The sequence below is a fragment of the Pseudomonas sp. AU12215 genome, assembly GCF_001675465.2.
Lineage (GTDB): Bacteria > Pseudomonadota > Gammaproteobacteria > Pseudomonadales > Pseudomonadaceae > Pseudomonas > Pseudomonas nitroreducens.
Window position 1 is genome coordinate 272906 of record NZ_MACM02000141.1, and the last position, 20957, is coordinate 293862.

18 protein-coding genes are annotated in these 20957 nt (G+C 66.4%); all 18 read left to right on the top strand.

Features of this window, described 5'->3' with window-relative positions; translation table 11 throughout:
* Nucleotides 1-30: 30 nt before the first annotated feature.
* Entirely contained in the window at nt 31-1638 is a 1608-nt protein-coding gene (locus A9513_RS21320; protein WP_083196179.1) for a DUF3426 domain-containing protein, read from the top strand.
* Between the two features lie 222 nt (nt 1639-1860).
* Entirely contained in the window at nt 1861-2868 is a 1008-nt protein-coding gene (gene dusB / locus A9513_RS21325; RefSeq protein WP_065085533.1) for a tRNA dihydrouridine synthase DusB, read from the top strand.
* On the top strand, nt 2865-3185 hold the full coding sequence (fis, locus tag A9513_RS21330) for a DNA-binding transcriptional regulator Fis (protein ID WP_024766365.1): 321 nt from the start codon (nt 2865-2867) through the stop codon (nt 3183-3185). The genes dusB and fis overlap by 4 nt, the downstream gene beginning before the upstream one ends.
* 87 nt (nt 3186-3272) lie before the next feature.
* Nucleotides 3273-4880 (top strand): bifunctional phosphoribosylaminoimidazolecarboxamide formyltransferase/IMP cyclohydrolase, encoded by a 1608-nt coding sequence (gene purH, locus A9513_RS21335; RefSeq protein WP_065085534.1) that lies wholly within the window; start codon nt 3273-3275, stop codon nt 4878-4880.
* Between the two features lie 250 nt (nt 4881-5130).
* Nucleotides 5131-6420: a phosphoribosylamine--glycine ligase gene (gene purD / locus A9513_RS21340; RefSeq protein WP_065085535.1), complete on the top strand. Its 1290-nt coding sequence runs from the start codon at nt 5131-5133 to the stop codon at nt 6418-6420.
* A gap of 125 nt (nt 6421-6545) precedes the next feature.
* Complete coding sequence (locus tag A9513_RS21345) at nt 6546-9356, top strand: hybrid sensor histidine kinase/response regulator (RefSeq protein WP_065085536.1); 2811 nt, start codon at nt 6546-6548, stop codon at nt 9354-9356.
* A 111-nt stretch (nt 9357-9467) separates the two neighbouring features.
* Complete coding sequence (locus A9513_RS21350; RefSeq protein ID WP_024766361.1) at nt 9468-10061, top strand: MarC family protein; 594 nt, start codon at nt 9468-9470, stop codon at nt 10059-10061.
* A gap of 238 nt (nt 10062-10299) precedes the next feature.
* On the top strand, nt 10300-11568 hold the full coding sequence (gene urtA / locus A9513_RS21355) for an urea ABC transporter substrate-binding protein (protein WP_038803356.1): 1269 nt from the start codon (nt 10300-10302) through the stop codon (nt 11566-11568).
* 177 nt (nt 11569-11745) lie between these two features.
* The gene (gene urtB / locus A9513_RS21360) at nt 11746-13332 is read left to right on the top strand and encodes an urea ABC transporter permease subunit UrtB (protein ID WP_065085605.1); all 1587 of its coding nucleotides are present in this window, start codon (nt 11746-11748) and stop codon (nt 13330-13332) included.
* Entirely contained in the window at nt 13329-14408 is a 1080-nt protein-coding gene (gene urtC / locus A9513_RS21365; protein ID WP_024766359.1) for an urea ABC transporter permease subunit UrtC, read from the top strand. Before urtB ends, urtC begins: the two co-directional genes overlap by 4 nt.
* A complete protein-coding gene (gene urtD / locus A9513_RS21370; protein ID WP_141678471.1) occupies nt 14405-15259 on the top strand; it encodes an urea ABC transporter ATP-binding protein UrtD in 855 nt (284 codons plus the stop codon). The genes urtC and urtD overlap by 4 nt, the downstream gene beginning before the upstream one ends.
* Nucleotides 15260-15367: 108 nt before the next feature.
* On the top strand, nt 15368-16066 hold the full coding sequence (gene urtE, locus A9513_RS21375; protein ID WP_065085538.1) for an urea ABC transporter ATP-binding subunit UrtE: 699 nt from the start codon (nt 15368-15370) through the stop codon (nt 16064-16066).
* A gap of 76 nt (nt 16067-16142) precedes the next feature.
* Nucleotides 16143-16598, top strand: a complete 456-nt coding sequence (locus A9513_RS21380; protein WP_024766356.1) for a GNAT family N-acetyltransferase — start codon at nt 16143-16145, stop codon at nt 16596-16598.
* Nucleotides 16599-16878: 280 nt separating this feature from the next.
* Nucleotides 16879-17712, top strand: coding sequence for an urease accessory protein UreD (locus A9513_RS21385; RefSeq protein WP_065085539.1), 834 nt, complete (start codon nt 16879-16881; stop codon nt 17710-17712).
* A 1-nt stretch (nt 17713) separates the two neighbouring features.
* Nucleotides 17714-18016 carry an urease subunit gamma gene (locus tag A9513_RS21390; protein ID WP_017518207.1) on the top strand — a complete coding sequence of 101 codons (303 nt, stop codon included), beginning with the start codon at nt 17714-17716 and terminating at the stop codon, nt 18014-18016.
* Between the two features lie 82 nt (nt 18017-18098).
* Nucleotides 18099-18605, top strand: coding sequence for a GNAT family N-acetyltransferase (locus A9513_RS21395; RefSeq protein ID WP_024766354.1), 507 nt, complete (start codon nt 18099-18101; stop codon nt 18603-18605).
* Nucleotides 18602-18907, top strand: coding sequence for an urease subunit beta (locus tag A9513_RS21400; protein ID WP_024766353.1), 306 nt, complete (start codon nt 18602-18604; stop codon nt 18905-18907). The genes A9513_RS21395 and A9513_RS21400 overlap by 4 nt, the downstream gene beginning before the upstream one ends.
* Before the next feature lie 151 nt (nt 18908-19058).
* A complete protein-coding gene (gene ureC / locus A9513_RS21405; RefSeq protein WP_065085540.1) occupies nt 19059-20759 on the top strand; it encodes an urease subunit alpha in 1701 nt (566 codons plus the stop codon).
* Nucleotides 20760-20957 lie beyond the last annotated feature (198 nt).

Here is a 20957-nt window from a genome sequence, read left to right on the forward strand (position 1 = left end):
AACCGCCAGATTTTTCCGCCGGACCGCCGCATGAGCGACAGCTTCATCACCCAGTGCCCCCATTGCCAGACCCGATTCCGCGTCAACGCGGCGCAACTGGGCGCGGCCAGCGGTGCTGTGCGCTGCGGAACCTGCCTGAAGGTGTTCAGCGCGCCGCAGAACCTGGTGGGCGAGCCGACCCAGGCGCCGGCAGTGGCAGCCAACGCGGCGCGCCCCATTGAAGCCGCCGAACCGGCAACCACCCCGGAGCCGATCATACCAGCGGCTCCGCCGAAGGCTCCGGAGCCGGTCGCCGCGGCGCCGATTCCCACGCCGGCCTTCAGCACCTTCACCCCCGAGAAGCCAGCCGTAGCGAGCGCCCCCGGCACCGCCACCCTTGGCTGGCCGCTGGCACCCCATGCCGCGCGGCACTCCAGCGATGTGGCGGAAAAACCCGCCATCGCTGAAGCGAAGGTGGAAGCAAAACCGACACCGGCTCCCGAGCCCACCCCGGCCATTGCCGCGACCACGGTGATCGCCCCGGCGGCAACCGTGATCAGCGAGCCAGCCAAACCCTCTCCCGTGACGGCAAAGAAAGACGAGACGCTGTGGATCCACGACGATCTCGACCTGGACAGCCTCAATCTCGACGAGGAACTGGCCAAGCTCGACGAGTTCGAGCTGTCCCAGGAATTTCTCAGTATCGAACGCGCGCCGCGCCCCAGCGAAGCCCTGCAGACTCGCCAGGAAGAGAAGCGCGACCCGCACGACGAACGCTGGGCCGAGGCCTTGATCGAAGAGGAACAGAAAGGCGCCAGCCGTGTGTCCCGCCAGGAACCCAGCCTCGGCCAACTGCCTGCCGACGAACTGGAGGAGCCGCCCGCCAGCGCACGCCTGGTAGCCGTAGCCGACCAGGAACCCGAGTCGGAAGAGCCGGAGGACGAACCGGCGCACGAACCGCGCATCGACCCCGCTCCCCTGCGAGCCGAGACCGACGACGAGAAGCTCCCCGCTTTCAGCGCCCGCCGCGATGAGGACGAGCCCAACGCCGTCGACGCCGAGGACGAAGAGCCGCCGCTGGCCGACAGCCGCCGCGCCGAACCGGGGTTGGGCAGTGACGGCCTGCACGACCTGAGCGACGAACCGCTGCAACTGGACTGGCAGAAACCCAAGAGCCGCTGGGGCCTCCGCCTGCTCTGGCTGCTGCTGGTCCTCCTGGCCCTGGCCGGCCTCGCCGGCCAGTACATCGCTTATCACTTCGACGAACTGGCCCGCCAGGACCAGTACCGTCCCTGGTTCGCCCAGGCCTGCCCGGAGCTGGGCTGCACCCTGCCGTCCAAGGTCGACGTGGAGCAGATCCGCAGCAGTAACCTGGTGGTGCGCAGCCACCCTGACTTCAGCGGCGCGCTGGTCGTGGACGCGATCATCTACAACCGCGCCAACTTCTCCCAGCCCTTCCCGCTGCTGGAAATGCGCTTCGCCGACCTCAACGGCCAACTGATCGCCAGCCGCCGTTTCAAGCCCAGCGAATACCTCTCCGGCGAACTGGCCGGGCAGAGCGAGATGCCGCCGCAGACGCCGATCCACATCTCCCTGGACATCCTCGATCCGGGCCCGAAAGCGGTGAACTACAGCCTGAGCTTCCACTCGCCGGAATGACCCGGCGGGTAGCTCAAAGCGCCTGAGCGCGCCAGTTCCGCTCGTCTTCCTACCTTGGGTGCTAAGCCCGAAGCTGTTCAGAATTTATCCAAAATCGCCTTTATCCGGTCATCGAGAGCGGGTATCATGCCCTCCCTTTTTTGCTAGCACCGGTGGCAGGCTCCGAAACGCATCCGCGAGTGGTACAACGCGCGGCGCCTCGGTGTTCCCGCCCCATTGACCATGGAAATCCAGTCGGTGGTACGCATCGGCTCCTACACACTGCCCAACAGACTGATCCTGGCCCCGATGGCCGGCGTCACCGATCGTCCGTTCCGCCAGCTGTGCCGCCGCCTTGGCGCCGGCATGGTGGTATCGGAGATGGTCACCAGCGACGTCCGCCTGTGGAACAGCCGCAAGTCGCGCCTGCGCCTGCAGCACGACAACGAAGATCAGCCGCGTTCGGTGCAGATCGCCGGCGGCGACCCGCAGATGCTCGCGGAAGCTGCCCAGCGCAATGTGGAGCTCGGCGCGCAGATCATCGACATCAACATGGGCTGTCCGGCAAAGAAGGTGTGTAACAAGGCCGCGGGTTCCGCGCTGATGAAGGATGAACGGCTGGTGGCTGACATCCTCAAGGCGGTGGTCGCGGCGGTAGAGGTTCCCGTCACCCTGAAGATTCGCACCGGCTGGGACCGGTCGAACAAGAACGGTGTGACGGTGGCGCGGATCGCCGAGCAGTCGGGCATCCAGGCGCTGGCGGTACACGGCAGGACCCGTGCCGACCTCTACACCGGCGAAGCGGAGTACGAAACCATCGCGGCGATCAAGCAGGCGGTTTCGATTCCGGTCTTCGCCAACGGTGATATCGACTCACCGCGCAAGGCACGGCAGGTATTCGAACAGACGGGCGTGGATGCCCTGCTGATCGGCCGCGCCGCCCAGGGCAATCCCTGGATCTTCCGCGAGATCGATCATTACCTGAGCACCGGCGAGCTATTGCCGGCGCCGAGTCTGCACGAGGTGCAGAGCATCCTGCTCGAACACCTCGCTGCATTGCATGCGTTTTATGGGGAGGAAATGGGTGTGCGCATTGCCCGCAAGCATGTGGGCTGGTACCTCGCAACCCAACCGGGCGCGGCGGAGTTCCGCGCCCAGTTCAATCGTTTGCAGGACACGGATGCACAGAGCGCCAGCGTCAGGCAGTTCTTCGCCGAGCGCCACAATAACGGAGAAGGGGTGGCCGCATGACAACGATGACCGAGACATTAGTGAGTGGAATGACACCCGTGAGCGACAACGCCAACCTTAAACAGCACCTGACCACTCCGACGCAGGAGGGCCAGACCCTCCGCGACAGCGTGGAAAAGGCACTGCATAACTATTTCGCCCATCTCGAAGGGCAGCCGGTCACGGACGTGTACAACATGGTGCTTTGCGAAGTCGAAGCGCCGCTGCTGGAAACCGTCATGAACCACGTGAAGGGTAACCAGACCAAAGCCTCCGAACTGCTGGGGCTGAACCGCGGGACCCTGCGCAAGAAACTCAAGCAGTACGATCTTCTCTGACAGGTGGCAGGCGCGGGCCCGCGACCGCAAGGTCAGCCGGGCCCACGCCTGACACGCGAAAAGCCCGAAGCCTTTGTGGAAGCCGTTATGACCGACCAAACCACCCGCCTGCCCGTCCGCCGTGCGCTGATCAGCGTTTCCGACAAGACCGGCGTCGTCGATTTCGCCCGTGAGCTGGCAGCCCTCGGCGTGGAGATCCTCTCCACCGGCGGCACCTACAAGCTGCTCAAGGACAATGGCATCGCCGCCGTGGAAGTGGCCGACTACACCGGCTTCCCGGAGATGATGGACGGCCGCGTGAAGACCCTGCACCCGAAGATCCACGGCGGCATCCTCGGCCGTCGCGACCTCGACGGCGCGGTGATGGAGCAGCACGGCATCAAGCCGATCGACCTGGTGGCGGTCAACCTCTACCCGTTCGAAGCGACCGTGGCCAAGGCCGACTGCGACCTGCCGACCGCCATCGAGAACATCGACATCGGCGGCCCGACCATGGTTCGTTCCGCAGCGAAGAACCACAAGGACGTCGCCATCGTGGTCAATGCCGGCGACTACGCCGGCATCGTCGAAGCCCTGAAAGCAGGCGGCCTGACCTACGCCCAGCGCTTCGACCTGGCCCTGAAGGCCTTCGAGCACACCTCGGCCTACGACGGCATGATCGCCAACTACCTGGGCACCATCGACCAGGCGCGCGACACCCTGTCCACCGCCGACCGCGGCGCCTTCCCGCGCACCTTCAACAGCCAGTTCATCAAGGCGCAGGAGATGCGCTACGGCGAGAACCCGCACCAGAGCGCGGCGTTCTATGTCGAGGCGAAGAAGGGCGAGGCCAGCGTCTCCACCGCCATCCAGCTGCAGGGCAAGGAACTGTCGTTCAACAACGTGGCCGACACCGACGCCGCGCTGGAGTGCGTGAAGAGCTTCGTCAAGCCGGCCTGCGTCATCGTCAAGCACGCCAACCCGTGCGGCGTGGCCGTGGTTCCGGAGAACGAAGGCGGCATCCGCAAGGCCTATGACCTGGCCTACGCCACCGACACCGAGTCGGCCTTCGGCGGCATCATCGCCTTCAACCGCGAGCTGGACGGCGACACCGCCCAGGCCATCGTCGAGCGTCAGTTCGTCGAAGTGATCATCGCCCCTAAAATCTCCGCAGCCGCCCGCGCCGTGGTCGCCGCCAAGGCCAACGTGCGCCTGCTCGAATGCGGCGAGTGGCCGGCCGAGCGTGCGCCGGGCTGGGACTTCAAGCGCGTCAACGGCGGTCTGCTGGTACAGAGCCGCGACATCGGCATGATCACCGCCGATGACCTGAAGATCGTCACCCAGCGCGCGCCGAGCGAGCAGGAAATCCACGACCTGATCTTCGCCTGGAAAGTCGCCAAGTTCGTCAAGTCCAACGCCATCGTCTACGCCAAGGCGCGTCAGACCGTGGGCGTCGGCGCCGGCCAGATGAGCCGCGTGAACTCCGCCCGCATCGCCGCCATCAAGGCCGAGCACGCTGGCCTGGAAGTGAAGGGTGCAGTCATGGCTTCCGACGCCTTCTTCCCGTTCCGCGACGGCATCGACAACGCTGCCAAGGCCGGCATCACCGCGGTGATCCAGCCGGGTGGTTCGATGCGTGACAACGAAGTGATCGCCGCAGCGGATGAGGCGGGAATCGCCATGGTGTTCACCGGCATGCGCCACTTCCGCCATTAAGCGGTAAGGACGCACTCGGACTCGCATCTGCGGCGTTGCCCGGCCCTTCCCCCATGCTCATTGCCAGAAGGCAACTCCGCTGGGTGAAGGGCCAGGCGCCTTGCATCTACGAGCCCGATTGCGCCCCTTGAGATCGGTCCATTGAGAGAGGACTGGTCATAAAGAATTCGTAGGTTGGGTCGGGCGGCGCTCCGCGAGCGAAGCGATACCCAACGATCCGGCACTGCCGGAACTGTTCAGGAGAACTCCAATGAACGTACTCATCATCGGTAGCGGCGGTCGCGAGCACGCGCTGGCCTGGAAGGTCGCGCAGGATTCGCGCGTGCAGAAGGTCTTCGTCGCGCCGGGCAACGCCGGTACCGCCACCGAAGCCAAGTGCGAGAACGTCGCCATCGACGTACTGGCCCTGGAGGAGCTGGCCGATTTCGCCGCGAAGAACGTACAACTGACCATCGTCGGCCCCGAGGCGCCGCTGGTCAAAGGCGTGGTCGACCTGTTCCGCGCCCGTGGCCTGGATATCTTCGGCCCCACCGCCGGCGCTGCGCAGCTGGAAGGTTCCAAGGCCTTCACCAAGGACTTCCTCGCACGCCACCAGATCCCCACCGCCGGCTACCAGAACTTCACCGAAGTCGAGCCGGCGCTGGCCTACCTGAAAGAGAAGGGCGCGCCCATCGTGATCAAGGCCGACGGCCTGGCCGCGGGCAAGGGCGTGATCGTCGCCATGACCCTGGCCGAAGCCGAGGAAGCCGTGCGCGACATGCTCGCCGGCAACGCCTTCGGTGACGCCGGTTCGCGCGTGGTGATCGAAGAGTTCCTCGACGGCGAGGAAGCCAGCTTCATCGTCATGGTCGACGGCCAGAACGTGCTGCCCATGGCCACCAGCCAGGACCACAAGCGCGTCGGCGATGGCGACAGCGGCCCGAACACCGGCGGCATGGGCGCGTACTCCCCCGCTCCGGTGGTCACCGCCGACGTGCACCAGCGCGTGATGGACGAAGTGATCTACCCGACCGTGCGCGGCATGGCCGAGGAAGGCAACGTCTACACCGGCTTCCTGTATGCCGGCCTGATGATCGACAAGAGCGGCGCGCCCAAGGTCATCGAGTTCAACTGCCGCTTCGGCGACCCGGAAACCCAGCCGATCATGGTCCGCCTGGAGTCGTCCCTGGTCCTGCTGGTCGAAGCCGCACTGGCCAAGGCGCTGGACAAGGTCGAAGCCACCTGGGACCCACGTCCCACCGTGGGCGTGGTGATCGCCGCGGGCGGCTACCCGGGCGACTACGCCAAGGGTGACGTCATCGAAGGCCTGGACGAAGCCGCCAAGCTCGAGGGCAAGGTGTTCCACGCCGGCACCGCGCTCAAGGACGGCCAGATCGTCAGCGCCGGCGGCCGCGTGCTGTGCGCCACGGCCATCGGCCCGACCGTTTCCTCCGCGCAGCAACAGGCTTACCGCCTGGCCGAGAAGATTCGCTGGAACGGCAGTTTCTACCGCACCGACATCGGTTATCGCGCCATCGCCCGCGAGCGCGGCGAAGGCTGATCCGACGGCCGGAGGCGTCCCTCGTCGGACGCCTCCGCTGCACCGGTCCCCGCGTGCACGGGTGGATTACGGCCTTCAGCACACTTGGCTATAATCCGCCCACTCACTACCGAAGGGACTTCGCCGTGCGTCGGCTCTGGACTGCCACAGGACTCCTCGTCAGCTTGCTGCTGGCCGCTCTGGTCTGTCTTCCGACCTACGCGGCAAGCCAGGATCCCGGCTGGTCCCAGCTTCACGACAGTGACGCCCGCCTGCAACTGCAGGACGTGATCTCCCCGCGCTACCGCACCCTTTTCAGCCCCCTCGACATCAACGACCTGCACGCCCCCGCCGGCCCCGGCGCGACCTGGCTGCACTTCCGTCTTCCCGCCAGCGACGAGCCCCAGCAACTGCGCCTGTTCGCGCCGAGCCTGGACAGCTTCGAGATGTTCATTCTCGACGGGCAGAAGGTGCTCGAGCAGAAGAGCGCCGGCAACCTCTCCCCAGTGCAGCGCCCGCTGCTCAACAGCGACCTGGTGATCCCCCTGCGCTCAGCCGCCGAGCCGCTGGACCTCTACCTGCGCCTCGCCTCGACGATGCCACTGCGGCCGAACATCAGCATCGAGGCCGCCGGCCAGCCGAGCAACGACCAGCGCCCGCTGCACTTCGGCGTGCTGATCGGCTGCCTGGCCATGCTGCTGACCTACAACCTCGTGCGCTTCGCCTATACCCGCGTTGCCAGCGGACTGTGGCTGGCCGGCGTACACGCCAGCCTGCTGCTGGCCTGCCTCAACCTGTTCGGCCTGCTCAGCCCCTGGTACGGCAACAGCCAGTCGCTGCAGCCGATGGCCGCCCTGGCCTGCCTGGTGGTGACGCTGTTCTGCGCGCTGGGCTATACCGCCAGCTTCTTCTCAGACCTCAGCCCGCGCCTGCCGCTCAGACGTCTGCTGCTGGGCGGCACCGCCGCACTCGTGGTGCTCGGCATCGCGCTCAACCTGTTGTTCTCCCTGTCCGTCAGCAGCCTGGTGTACGGGCTGATCACCCTGGTGACCCTGGGCATGCTCGGCGTCGCGGTCTACTACTGGATTCACGCCTACCGGCCGGCGCGCCTGTTCGCTATCGGCATGGGCCTCTTCGTCGTGATCTGGTGCCTGTGCCTGCCGTCGCTGCTGGGCTACGCGGCGACCCGTACCGAATGGCTCGGTAGCGGCCTGCTGGGGCTTTCGGCGGTGGTCGGCTTCCTGCTCAGCCTGGCCCTGGCCGAACGCCAGCGGAAGATCCAGAACGATCATTTCGCCGCCAGCCGCGTGCGTGCCGCCAACGTCGCCGAACTCAAGGCCAAGGGCGACTTCCTGGCGAAGATCAGCCACGAGATCCGCACCCCCATGAACGGCGTGCTGGGCATGACCGAGCTGCTGCTCGGCACCCCGCTCTCGGCCAAGCAGCGCGACTACGTACAGACCATCCACAGTGCGGGCAACGAGTTGCTCTCGCTGATCAACGAGATCCTCGACATCTCCAAGCTGGAATCCGGTCAGATCGAACTGGACGAGGTGCAGTTCGACCTCGGCGCGCTGATCGAGGACTGCCTGGCGATCTTCCGTGCCAAGGCCGAACAGCAGAAGGTCGAGCTGATCAGCTTCACCCAGCCGCAAGTGCCACGCATCATCAGTGGCGATCCGACGCGCCTGCGCCAGGCCGTGCTGAGCCTGCTGGACAATGCCTTCAAGCAGACCGACGAGGGCGAGATCCTTCTCGTCGTCGCCCTCGACGGCCCGGCCGAGCGCCCGCGCCTGCGCATCGCCGTGCAGGACAGCGGCAGGCCCCTGGACAGCGCCGACCGCCAGGCGCTGCTCACCGCCGAATTGCACAGCCGCGACTTCCTCTCCGCCACCCGCATGAGCAGCCGCCTCGGCCTGATCATCGCCCGCCAGCTGATCCGCCTGATGTCGGGCGACTTTGGAATAGAGAGCGGCATCGAGAGCGGCAACAGCGCCGAAGGCGCGGGCAACCTGCTATGGCTCAGCCTGCCGCTGGACCCGCAGCAGATCGACCAGGCCGGCGCCGACCTCGACAGCCCGCTGCAGGGCGCACGCCTGCTGGTGGTGGACGACAACCAGACCTGTCGCAAGGTGGTAGTGCAGCAGTGCAGCGCCTGGGGCATGAACGTCAGCGCGGTATCCTCGGGCAAGGAAGCGCTGGCCCAGTTGCGCACCAAGGCGCACCTGCGCGAGTACTTCGACGTGGTCCTGCTGGACCAGGACATGCCCGGCATGACCGGCATGCAGCTGGCCACCAAGATCCAGGAAGACCCGAACCTCAATCACGACATCCTGCTGATCATGCTCACCGGCATCAGCAACGCGCCGAGCAAGATCATCGCCCGCAACGCCGGGATCAAGCGCATCCTGGCCAAGCCGGTGGCCGGCTACACGCTCAAGGCGACGCTCGCCGAGGAGCTGTCGCAGCGTGGCCCGAGCGGCGTGAGCAACTACCTCTCGCCGGCCAGCGAGCCGGTGTCCAACGTGCCGCCGAGCGACTTCCGCATCCTCGTCGCCGAGGACAACAGCATCTCTACCAAGGTCATCCGCGGCATGCTCAGCAAGCTCAACCTGCAGCCGGACACCGCCAACAACGGCGAGGAAGCCCTGGCCGCGATGCAGTCCACCCAGTACGACCTGGTGCTGATGGACTGCGAGATGCCGGTACTCGACGGCTTCTCCGCCACCGAGCGCCTGCGCGCCTGGGAAGCCAGCGAACACCGCCCGCACACCCCGGTGGTGGCGCTCACCGCGCACATCCTCAGCGAGCACAAGGAGCGCGCGCGACTGGTGGGCATGGACGGGCACATGGCCAAGCCGGTGGAGCTGTCGCAACTGCGCGAACTGGTGGCCTACTGGGTCGGCGAACGTGACCGTCGCCTGCGCCAGCAGCAGAGCGACGCACTGCCGTCCTGATCTCGCCAGCCTACGGCGGCCGGTTTCAATTGCCCCGCCGCAATGCCGCGCATCTTCCCACCCGCTATGCTTTGCCCAGCCGCGCCCTCTCAATCCGGACGAGTCGTTCCCATGCAAGTGATGTTCAGCGTGTACCTGAAGATGCTGGTGCTCTACAGCCCCTTCTTCGTGCTCTCCTGCTTCATCAGCCTGAACCGCGGCTTCGCCCCGCGCGACCGCAAGCGCATGGCCTGGCGCGTGGCCCTGGCGGCGCTGATCGCCAGCGTGCTGCTGTACCTGTTCGGCCGCTACATCTTCACGCTCTTCGGCATCACCGCCGACGCCTTCCGCATCGGCGCCGGTTCCGTGCTGTTCATCTCCGCCCTGGGCATGGCGCAAGGGCGCTCGGCGGTGCAGGCGGACAATGTGCAGCAGGATGTGACCATCGTCCCGCTGACCATCCCCATCACCGTCGGCCCCGGCACCATCGGTGCGCTGCTGGTGATGGGCGTGAACCAGGACTGGGAGCACAAGCTGCTGGCCCTGGCGGCAATCTTCCTGGCCTGCCTGACCGTGGGCGTCACGCTCTACCTCTCCGACAAGATCGAAAAGGTCCTGGGCGAGCAGGGCCTGATGATCGTCAGCCGCCTGATGGGGCTGTTCGTCTGCGCCCTCGCCGCGCAGATCATCATGACCGGCGTGCGCGGCTACTTCATCCCGCAATGACGCGCCCCTTTGGGGAGCGCCGCGCACCATTTGGCGCTTGGCGCACCAAAGCTGCGCACTGAAAAACCTCACCAATACGACAGAAAATCGCGCTCAGCCCATCTGCGCCGAGGCTTTTGCCTGCTTGGCACGGATGCTGCGATGGCAGCTTCGATCCCGCTCAAGGATCGCCCCATTTCCGGGGAAGCTGCCGCCGGCGGCAACTCCCCGCCCCTGGATAGCCAAGGAGGCTGCCGCGATGAAACGTCGTCCGCTGTTGCAAAGTACGCTGGCCATGAGCGCCCTGCTGCTCACCGGTCTGTTCCCGTTCAGCACCCAGGCTGCCGAGACCATCAAGGTCGGCATCCTGCACTCGCTGTCCGGCACCATGGCGATCTCCGAGACCTCGCTCAAGGACATGGCGCTGATGACCATCGACGAGATCAACGCCAAGGGCGGAGTGAACGGCAAGCAGCTCGAAGCGGTGGTGGTCGACCCGGCCTCCAACTGGCCGCTGTTCGCCGAGAAAGCGCGCCAGCTGCTGACCCAGGACAAGGTCGCGGTGGTCTTCGGCTGCTGGACCAGCGTGTCGCGCAAGTCCGTGCTGCCGGTGTTCGAGGAACTCAACGGCCTGCTGTTCTACCCGGTGCAGTACGAGGGTGAGGAAATGTCGCCCAACGTCTTCTACACCGGAGCGGCGCCGAACCAGCAGGCCATCCCGGCGGTGGAGTACCTGATGAGCGAGGACGGCGGCAGCGCCAAGCGCTTCTTCCTGCTGGGCACCGACTACGTCTATCCGCGCACCACCAACAAGATCCTGCGCGCCTTCCTGCACAGCAAGGGCGTGGCCGACAAGGATATCCAGGAGGTCTACACGCCGTTCGGCCACAGCGACTATCAAACCATCGTCGCCGACATCAAGAAGTTCTCCGCCGGCGGCAAGACCGCGGTGATCTCCACCGTCAACGGCGACTCCAACGTGCCCTTCTACAAGGAGCTGGCCAACCAGGGCCTGGAAGCCACCGAAGTACCGGTGGTGGCCTTCTCCGTGGGCGAGGAGGAACTGCGCGGCATCGACACCAAGCCGCTGGTGGGCAACCTCGCCGCATGGAACTACTTCGAGTCGGTGAAGAACCCGGAGAACACCAAGTTCGTTGCCGACTGGAAGGCCTACGCCAAGGCCAAGAACCTGCCGAACTACAGCACCGCCGTGACCAACGACCCGATGGAGGCCACCTACGTCGGCATCCACATGTGGGCGCAGGCCGTGCAGAAGGCCGGCAGCACCGACGTGGACAAGGTCCGCGAAGCCATGGGCGGCCAGACCTTCAAGGCGCCGTCGGGCTTCACCCTGACCATGGACAAGACCAACCACCACCTGCACAAGCCGGTGATGATCGGCGAGATCGAGGACAACGGGCAGTTCAACGTGGTCTGGAAAACCCCCGAGCCGATCCGCGCCCAGCCGTGGAGCCCGTTCATTCCGGGCAACGACAAGAAGCCGGATTACGCGGTGCGTAGTAACTGATCCTCCGGGGAGCGAGAGCCCCTCACCCTAACCCTAGCTGCGCGCCCCGCTCCGGAGGGAGAGGGGACCGGACGGCGCGGATTGTCAGCCCGCACTCCGGCTCCGCTCTTCCCCCTCTCCCCCCGGGAGAGGGCCGGGGTGAGGGAATCCCAGACTCCTGTGTGCCGGGATATGAAGATGCCCACTGCCCTTCTCCACCTGCTCCGCCTGTGCGCCCTGGCGCTGGCCGCGCTGCTACCGCAGCTCGCCTTCGCCGGTCCCGCGCAGGACTTCGCCAGTGCCGACAATGACGGCCGCGCGAAACTGCTCGAACAATGGGCCGCCGCGCCCGACGCCGATCGCCTGCCCCTGTTGGAAGCCATCCAGTCCGGTCGACTGGCCCTCGACGCGCAGAGCCGCGCCTTCCTCCTGGGCGACGACCAGCAGTACCACGCCGCCGAGGGTGGCGCGGGACCGGTGGGCGAGCCCGACAAACTGCGCTTGAACAACCGTCTGCGTGGCCTGGTGAACACCGCGATGGCCAGCCACCAACTGGTGGCCGACAACGCCGAGGTGCGCCTGGAAGCCGCACGGCAGTTGCAGAAAAGCGCCCGTCCCGCGCAGCGCACGCTCCTCGAATACCGCCTCAACGAAGAGTCCGACGACGGCGTCAAGGCCGCGCTGCAACTGGCCCTGGCCAACCTGCAGCTGGCCGACCCAGCGCCAGCGGTGCGCCTGTCCGCCGTACGCCTGCTCGGCGAATCCGGCGATCCGCAGGCGCGCACCCGCCTGGAAAACCTCCTCGACCCCGCGGTCGAACCCGACGATTCGGTGCGCACCGCCGCCGCCACCAGCCTCGGCCAGGTCAAGCGCCGGCTGCTGATGGGCGATCTGTTCGGCCAGGCCTTCAGCGGCCTGTCGCTGGGTTCGATCCTGCTGCTCGCCGCCCTGGGCCTGGCGATTACCTATGGCCTGCTCGGGGTGATCAACATGGCCCACGGTGAAATGCTGATGCTCGGCGCCTACTCCACTTACGTGGTGCAGTTGCTCTGCCAGCGCTTCGCTCCCGGCCTGCTGGAGCTGTATCCGCTGCTGGCCCTGCCGGTGGCCTTCCTGGTCACCGCCTGCATCGGCATGGCCCTGGAGCGCACGGTGATCCGCCATCTCTACGGCCGCCCGCTGGAAACCCTGCTCGCCACCTGGGGTATCAGCCTGGTGCTGATCCAACTGGTGCGCGTGCTGTTCGGCGCGCAGAACGTCGAGGTGGCCAACCCGGCCTGGCTATCCGGCGGCATTCAGGTGCTGCCCAACCTCGTGCTGCCGTGGAACCGTATCGTCATCATCGGCTTCGCGCTGTTCGTGCTGGCGCTCACCTGGCTGCTGCTCAACCGCACACGGCTGGGCCTGAACGTTCGCGCCGTCACCCAGAACCGCAACATGGCCGCCTGCTGCGGCGTGCCCACCGGCCGCGTGGACATGCTCGCCTTCGGCCTGGGCTCGGGCATCGCCGGCTTGGGCGGCGTGGCGCTGTCGCAGGTCGGCAACGTCGGCCCGGACCTGGGCCAGAGCTACATCATCGACTCCTTCCTGGTGGTGGTACTCGGCGGTGTCGGCCAGCTCGCCGGCAGCGTGTTCGCCGCCTTCGGCCTGGGCGTGGCGAACAAGATCCTCGAACCGCAGATCGGCGCGGTGCTGGGCAAGATCCTGATCCTTGCGCTGATCATCCTGTTCATCCAGAAACGTCCGCAAGGGCTCTTCGCTCTGAAAGGGAGGGTCATCGATTGAACCAGCCACTCACCGTGACGGCCGCGCAAAAGGCCGGCCCGAAACTCACTGCCAGCCTGGTCGGCACCGTCCTCATCGCACTGCTGATCCTGCCGCTGCTGCACCTGCTGCCGGAAAGCAGCGCACTGTACCTGTCCGCCTATGGGCTGACGCTGACCGGCAAGATCCTCTGCTACGCCATCGTCGCGCTGGCGCTGGACCTGGTCTGGGGCTACGCCGGCCTGCTGTCGCTGGGCCACGGGCTGTTCTTCGCCCTGGGCGGCTACGCCATGGGCATGTACCTGATGCGCGAGGCGGCCGGCGACCAGTTGCCGGCATTCATGACCTTCCTCTCCTGGACGGAGCTGCCCTGGTACTGGGCCGGCACCCAGCACTTCCTCTGGGCACTGTGCCTGGTGGTGCTGGCGCCCGGCCTGCTGGCCCTGGTGTTCGGCTTCTTCGCCTTCCGCTCGCGGATCAAGGGCGTGTACTTCTCGATCATGACCCAGGCGCTGACCTTCGCCGGCATGCTGCTGTTCTTCCGCAACGAGACCGGCTTTGGCGGCAACAACGGCTTCACCAATTTCCGCAGCATCCTCGGCTTTTCCATCACCGCGCCGGGTACGCGGGTGGCGCTGTTCATCGCCATCGTCGTGCTGCTGGCGGCGAGCCTGGCCGTGGGATTCGCCCTGGCGCGCAGCAAGTTCGGCCGGGTACTCACCGCCCTGCGCGACGCGGAGAACCGCCTGATGTTCTGCGGCTATGACCCGCGCGGCTACAAGCTGTTCGTCTGGACCCTCTCCGCGGTGATCTGCGGCCTGGCCGGCGCACTGTTCGTGCCGCTGGTGGGCATCATCAACCCCAGCGAAATGTCGCCGACCAACTCCATCGAAGCCGCCGTGTGGGTCGCCCTCGGCGGCCGCGGCACACTGATCGGCCCGCTGCTGGGCGCCGGCGTGGTCAACGGCGCGAAGAGCTGGTTCACCGTGGCCTTCCCCGAGTACTGGCTGTTCTTCCTCGGCGCGCTGTTCATCGTCGTCACCCTGTACCTGCCGCGCGGCATCCTCGGCCTGATCAAGCGGGAGAAAGAGCAATGAGAGCGGTCCCCCACCTGATGCTGGAGCCAGCCTACGATCCCAACCGCAACCCCGGCGCCAGCCGCGATGCCATCGGCCTCGGTTCGAGCGCCAGCGGCCAGCTGGACGTGCGCCACGGCACCATCCTGACCCTGGAAGACATCAACGTCAGCTTCGATGGCTTCCGCGCCCTGCGCGATCTCACGCTGTACATCGGTGTCGGCGAACTGCGTTGCATCATCGGCCCCAACGGCGCGGGCAAGACCACGCTGATGGACGTGATCACCGGCAAGACCCGCTCGGACAACGGCAAGGCGTACTTCGGCGAAACCCTCGACCTCACCCGCATGAGCGAGGTGGAAATCGCCCAGGCCGGTATCGGCCGCAAGTTCCAGAAGCCCACGGTGTTCGAGGCGCTCTCGGTGTTCGAGAACCTGGAGCTCGCGCAGAAGACCGACAAGTCGGTGTGGGCCAGCCTCAAGGCGAAGCTGTCCGGCGAGCAGAAGGACCGCATTGAGGAAGTGCTCACCACCATCCGCCTGCGCGAATCGCGCAACCGCCCCGCCGGGCTGCTCTCCCACGGGCAGAAACAGTTCCTGGAGATCGGCATGCTGCTGGTGCAGGAGCCGCAATTGCTGCTGCTCGACGAGCCGGTGGCGGGCATGACCGACGCCGAGACCGAGTTCACCGCCGAGCTGTTCAAGTCCCTCGCCGGCCAGCATTCGCTGATGGTGGTGGAGCACGACATGGGCTTCGTCGGCAGCATCGCCGACCACGTCAGCGTGCTGCACCAGGGGCATGTGCTGGCCGAGGGTTCGCTGGAGGAAGTACAGGCGAACGAGCAGGTGATCGAGGTTTATCTGGGGCGTTAGAACGACGGCGGATGAAGCGTCCCGCTTCATTTGCCCTACGCCTAAGCCATCCGTAGGGCGCATAACGCGCAGCGTTATGCGCCGCAGCCCAATGCAAAGGAAACACCCATGCTGCAAGTCGACAAACTGCACCAGTACTACGGCGGCAGCCACATCCTGCGTGGCCTGTCGTTCGACGCGAAGATTGGTGAAGTCACCTGCCTGCTCGGGCGCAACGGCGTAGGCAAGACCACCCTGCTGCGCTGCCTGATGGGCCTGGTACCCGCCAAGGAAGGCAAGGTCAGTTGGGAAGGCAAGCCGATCACCGGTTTCAAGCCGCACCAGCGCGTGCATGCCGGCATCGCCTACGTGCCGCAAGGCCGGGAAATCTTCCCGCGCCTGACGGTGGAGGAAAACCTGCTGATGGGCCTGTCGCGCCTCAGCGCCAGCGAAGCCAAATCGGTGCCCGAGCCCATCTACGAGCTGTTCCCGGTGCTGCGGGAAATGAAGCAGCGCCGTGGCGGCGACCTCTCCGGCGGCCAGCAGCAACAGTTGGCCATCGGCCGCGCGCTGGCCAGCCAGCCGCGCCTGTTGATCCTCGACGAACCCACCGAAGGCATCCAACCCTCGGTGATCAAGGAGATTGGCGCAGTGATCAAGAAGCTCGCCCAACGCGGCGACATGGCCATCCTGCTGGTGGAGCAGTTCTACGACTTCGCCGCCGAACTGGCCGACCAGTACCTGGTGATGTCGCGCGGCGAGATCGTCCAGCAGGGGCGCGGAGTGGACATGGAACGCGACGGAGTGCGCGGGTTGGTGACCATCTGAGGCGACCGGTCACTGGCGAATGGCGTCGGCCAATGGCAAGCTGCCGAGCCCCGTACTGGTTTTTCCGGAGTTTGTCATGCCCCTCGTCCTGCGCCCCGCCGTCAACGACGACGCCGGTTTCGCCGCAGTCTGCGTGGCCGCCGCCTACGCCCAGTGGATACCCACGCTCGGCCGCAAGCCGGGGCCGATGCTGGATGACTACCACGCCATCATCGCCGAAGACCGCGTTCTGATTGCCGAGCAGGACGGCGCCCCCGTCGGCCTGCTGGTGATGCGCGAGACCGACGAAGGCTTCCTGCTCGACAACATCGCCGTGCTGCCCGAGTGTGCCGGCCAGGGCATCGGCCGCACCCTGCTGATCCATGCCGAGGTCACCGCCGCGCAATTGGGCTACGCGTCGTTGTACCTCTATACCAACGAGCGGATGACCGAGAACATCGAACTGTACGCGAAGAACGGCTATCAGGAATACGCGCGCAAGGTCGAGAACGGTTTTCGCCGCGTGTACATGCGCAAGCAGCTCTCCGTGTAGGAACGAGCTTGCTCGGTAACCATCGCGCCCCCGGGACGCCCGAAGTTCGCCCGAGCCTTGTTGGCGGGCAGCCTCGCCGCTGGCGCACCAGCATGGTGCGCAATTGCCGCCAACGCACCGCAACCGCGCCGGAACCTGACCAAGTGGACAGTCTGCAGCACCACCGTCGATCCCGCGCCATACCCGAGCGGCACAAGGGGAAGCCGCGGCCACGCACTATCCTGGCGCAGCCGGCACGCTGATTGCTCTGTCTTGAGCATCCTTCTTTCAGCAACAGCCCATGAACGCACCGGTCACCCTTTTCCACCCCGCCTGGCACGCCGAGCTCGAGCTGGCTTATGCCCGCATCGGTGACTGCACGCGCCCGGTCCGGCGGCGGCATCTTGGCCCTTTGCGGGTGCAGAAGCACCTGTATGCCGAAGGCCCGGAGGTGTGCCAGCACATCATCGTGCACCCGCCCGGTGGCATCGCCGGTGGCGACACCCTGAACCTCGACATTCGCGCCGGCAACGACAGCTGGGCGCAACTCACCAGCCCCGGCGCGGCCAAGTGGTACCGCGCCAACTGCGTGGCAAAACAACAACTGAGTATCCGCGTAGCCCCCGGTGCCACGCTGGAATGGCTGCCACAGGAAACCATCGCCTACGCCGGCGCCCAGGCCGAGCTGACGACCCGTATCGATCTCGAAGCCAACGCCCGGCTGTTCTACTGGGATGTCGTCGCCCTCGGCCGCCCCGCCAGTGGCGAGCGCTTCGACAGCGGTCACCTCGCTGCCGCCCTGGACATCCACCGCGACGGCCAGCGCCTGTGGCACGAGCGCCAGCGCGTGACGGGCAACGACCGCCTGCTCGACTCGCCCATCGGCCTCGCCGGCCAACCGGTGATGGCAACGCTGATCGCCAGTGGGCAGATCGATGCGGCGCTGCTCGAAGCCTGCCGCGCCGTGCCCTGCCAGGGGCGCGGCAACCTCACCCAACTGCCCGGCCTGGTGGTCGCCCGCTGCCTCGCCCATGAGGCACTGCACGCCCGTGCCTGGCTCATCGAACTCTGGCGTCGGCTGCGGCCGGCTCTGCTCGGCCGCGAGGCCGTTCCTCCCCGAATCTGGAGCACCTGAAATGGATTTGACCCCTCGCGAGAAGGACAAGCTGCTGATCTTCACCGCCGGCCTGGTCGCCGAGCGTCGCCTCGCCCGCGGGGTGAAACTCAACTACCCGGAAGCCGTGGCGCTGATCTCCGCCGCGCTGCTCGAAGGCGCGCGGGATGGCCAGACGGTCGCCGACCTGATGCACTACGGCACCACGCTGCTGAGCCGTGAACAGGTGATGGAAGGCGTGCCGGAAATGATCCCGGAGATCCAGGTGGAAGCCACCTTCCCGGACGGCACCAAGCTGGTCACCGTGCATCAGCCCATCGCCTGATCGCGCGCCCTCGAACGAGGGTGCGGCGACAATGGCGGATGAAGCGTTCCGCTTCATTCGCCCTACGTATAGAGGAACCACCATGCTCATCCGCGACGCCAGCCAAGCCGACCTCGGCAGTCTGCGCGACATCTACAACGACGCCGTGCTCAATACCACCGCCATCTGGAACGAGGTCGCCATCGACCTGGAGAGCCGTCGCGCCTGGCTGGAACTGCGTGCGCAGCAAGGCTTCCCGGTGCTGGTGGCCGAAGATGGCGGCGAGGTGGTGGGCTATGCCAGCTACGGCCCATGGCGAGCCTTCGACGGCTTCCGCGAAACCGTCGAGCACTCGGTTTACGTGCGCGCCGACCAGCGCGGCAAGGGCCTCGGCCCAGTGCTGATGCAGGCACTGATCGAGCGCGCCCGCGCCCAGGGCCTGCACGTGATGGTCGCCGCCATTGAAAGCGGCAACACGGCGTCGATCCGCCTGCACCAGCGGCTGGGCTTCGTCACCAGCGGGCAGATGCCGCAGGTGGGACAGAAGTTCGGCCGCTGGCTGGACCTGACTTTCATGCAATTGATCCTCGACCCAAGGAGCGCCCCATGATCCCTGGCGAATACGATATCCAGAGCGGCGAGATCGAACTCAACGCCGGCCGCCGCACGCTCGCCCTCACGGTGGCCAATAGCGGCGACCGGCCGATCCAGGTCGGCTCGCACTACCACTTCTTCGAGACCAACGACGCGCTGCAATTCGATCGCGACGCGGCACGCGGCATGCGCTTGAACATTCCCGCCGGCACCGCCGTGCGCTTCGAGCCGGGGCAGAGCCGCGAGGTGGAACTGGTGGAACTGGCGGGCGAGAGAAAGGTTTACGGCTTTGCCGGGCGGGTGATGGGCGCGCTCTGAGAGCCCCTCACCCCGCCCCTCTCCCAGAGGGAGAGGGAGAAAAGCAGCCCGCTGCGGCGGGATGGATCAGCGCGCCGATCAGCCCCCTCTCCCTCCGGGAGAGGGTTGGGGTGAGGGCGAAACCAATGCAGGGATCGACCAGGGAGCCCCGATGAAAATCAGCAGACAAGCCTACGCCGACATGTTCGGCCCCACCGTCGGCGACCGCGTGCGCCTGGCCGACACGGACCTGTGGGTCGAAGTGGAAAAGGACTTCACCGTCTACGGCGAGGAAGTGAAGTTCGGCGGTGGCAAGGTCATCCGCGACGGCATGGGCCAGGGTCAGCTGTGCGCCGCGCAGGTGGCCGACACGGTCATCACCAACGCGCTGATCATTGACCACTGGGGCATCGTCAAGGCCGACGTCGGCCTCAAGCACGGCCGCATCGCCGCCATCGGCAAGGCCGGCAACCCGGATATCCAGCCCGGCGTGACCATCGCCCTGGGCGCCAGCACCGAAGTGATCGCCGGCGAAGGCATGATCCTCACCGCCGGCGGCATCGACACGCACATCCACTTCATCTGCCCGCAGCAGATCGAAGAGGCACTGATGAGCGGCGTCACCACCATGATCGGTGGCGGCACCGGGCCGGCTACCGGCACCAACGCCACCACCTGCACCTCCGGCCCGTGGCACATGGCGCGCATGCTCCAGGCCGCCGACGCCTTCCCGATGAACATCGGCTTCACCGGCAAGGGCAACGCCAGCCTGCCGCTGCCGCTGGAGGAGCAGGTGCGCGCCGGCGCCATCGGCCTGAAGCTGCACGAGGACTGGGGCACCACCCCGGCGGCCATCGACAACTGCCTGTCGGTGGCCGACCGTCTCGACGTGCAGGTGGCGATCCACACCGACACCCTCAACGAATCCGGCTTCGTCGAAACTACCCTGGCCGCCTTCAAGGGCCGCACCATCCACACCTACCACACCGAAGGCGCCGGTGGCGGCCACGCGCCGGACATCATCAAGGCCTGCGGCTTCGCCAACGTGCTGCCCAGCTCGACCAACCCGACGCGCCCCTTCACCCGCAATACCATCGACGAGCACCTGGACATGCTCATGGTCTGCCATCACCTGGACCCGAGCATCGCCGAGGACGTGGCCTTCGCCGAGTCGCGCATTCGCCGCGAGACCATCGCCGCCGAGGACATCCTCCACGACCTCGGCGCCTTCAGCATGATCAGCTCCGACAGCCAGGCCATGGGCCGCGTCGGCGAAGTGATCACCCGTACCTGGCAGACCGCCGACAAGATGAAGAAACAGCGCGGCGCCCTGGACGGCGACGGTGCGCGCAACGACAACTTCCGCGCCAAGCGCTACATCGCCAAGTACACCATCAACCCGGCGATCACCCACGGCGTGGCCCATGAAGTGGGCAGCATCGAAGTGGGCAAGCTGGCCGACCTGGTGCTCTGGCGCCCGGCTTTCTTCGGCGTGAAGCCGAGCCTGATCCTCAAGGGCGGCGCGATCGCCGCAAGCCTGATGGGCGACGCCAACGCCTCGATCCCGACGCCGCAGCCGGTGCACTACCGGCCGATGTTCGCCAGCTACGCCGGCAGCCGCCACGCCACCTGCCTGACCTTCATCAGCCAGGCGGCGTTCGACCTTGGCGTGCACCACGAGCTGGGCCTGCGCAAAGCCATCGGTGTGGTGAAAGGCTGCCGCAGCGTGCAGAAGACCGACCTGATCCACAACGCGTACCTGCCGAACATCGAGGTCGATGCGCAGAACTATCAGGTGCGCGCGGACGGGCAGTTGCTGTGGTGCGAGCCGGCGGACGTGCTGCCGATGGCACAGCGCTATTTTCTGTTCTGAGCCGCTTCACCGGACCGGCGCGCAACGCCCGGTCCGGTTCTCCTCATTGCGATAAATCAAGCTTTTTCCGATCCCGCCGCCCGCCCATGGCCGATTGAGATTCGTCTTATTCGGCCAGCTGAACCGCAGCTGAACAATGAGCCCACTGATCCAGCGCGCCCTACGCAGCTGGACGGGCAGGGCTCTGAAGTCCGGAGT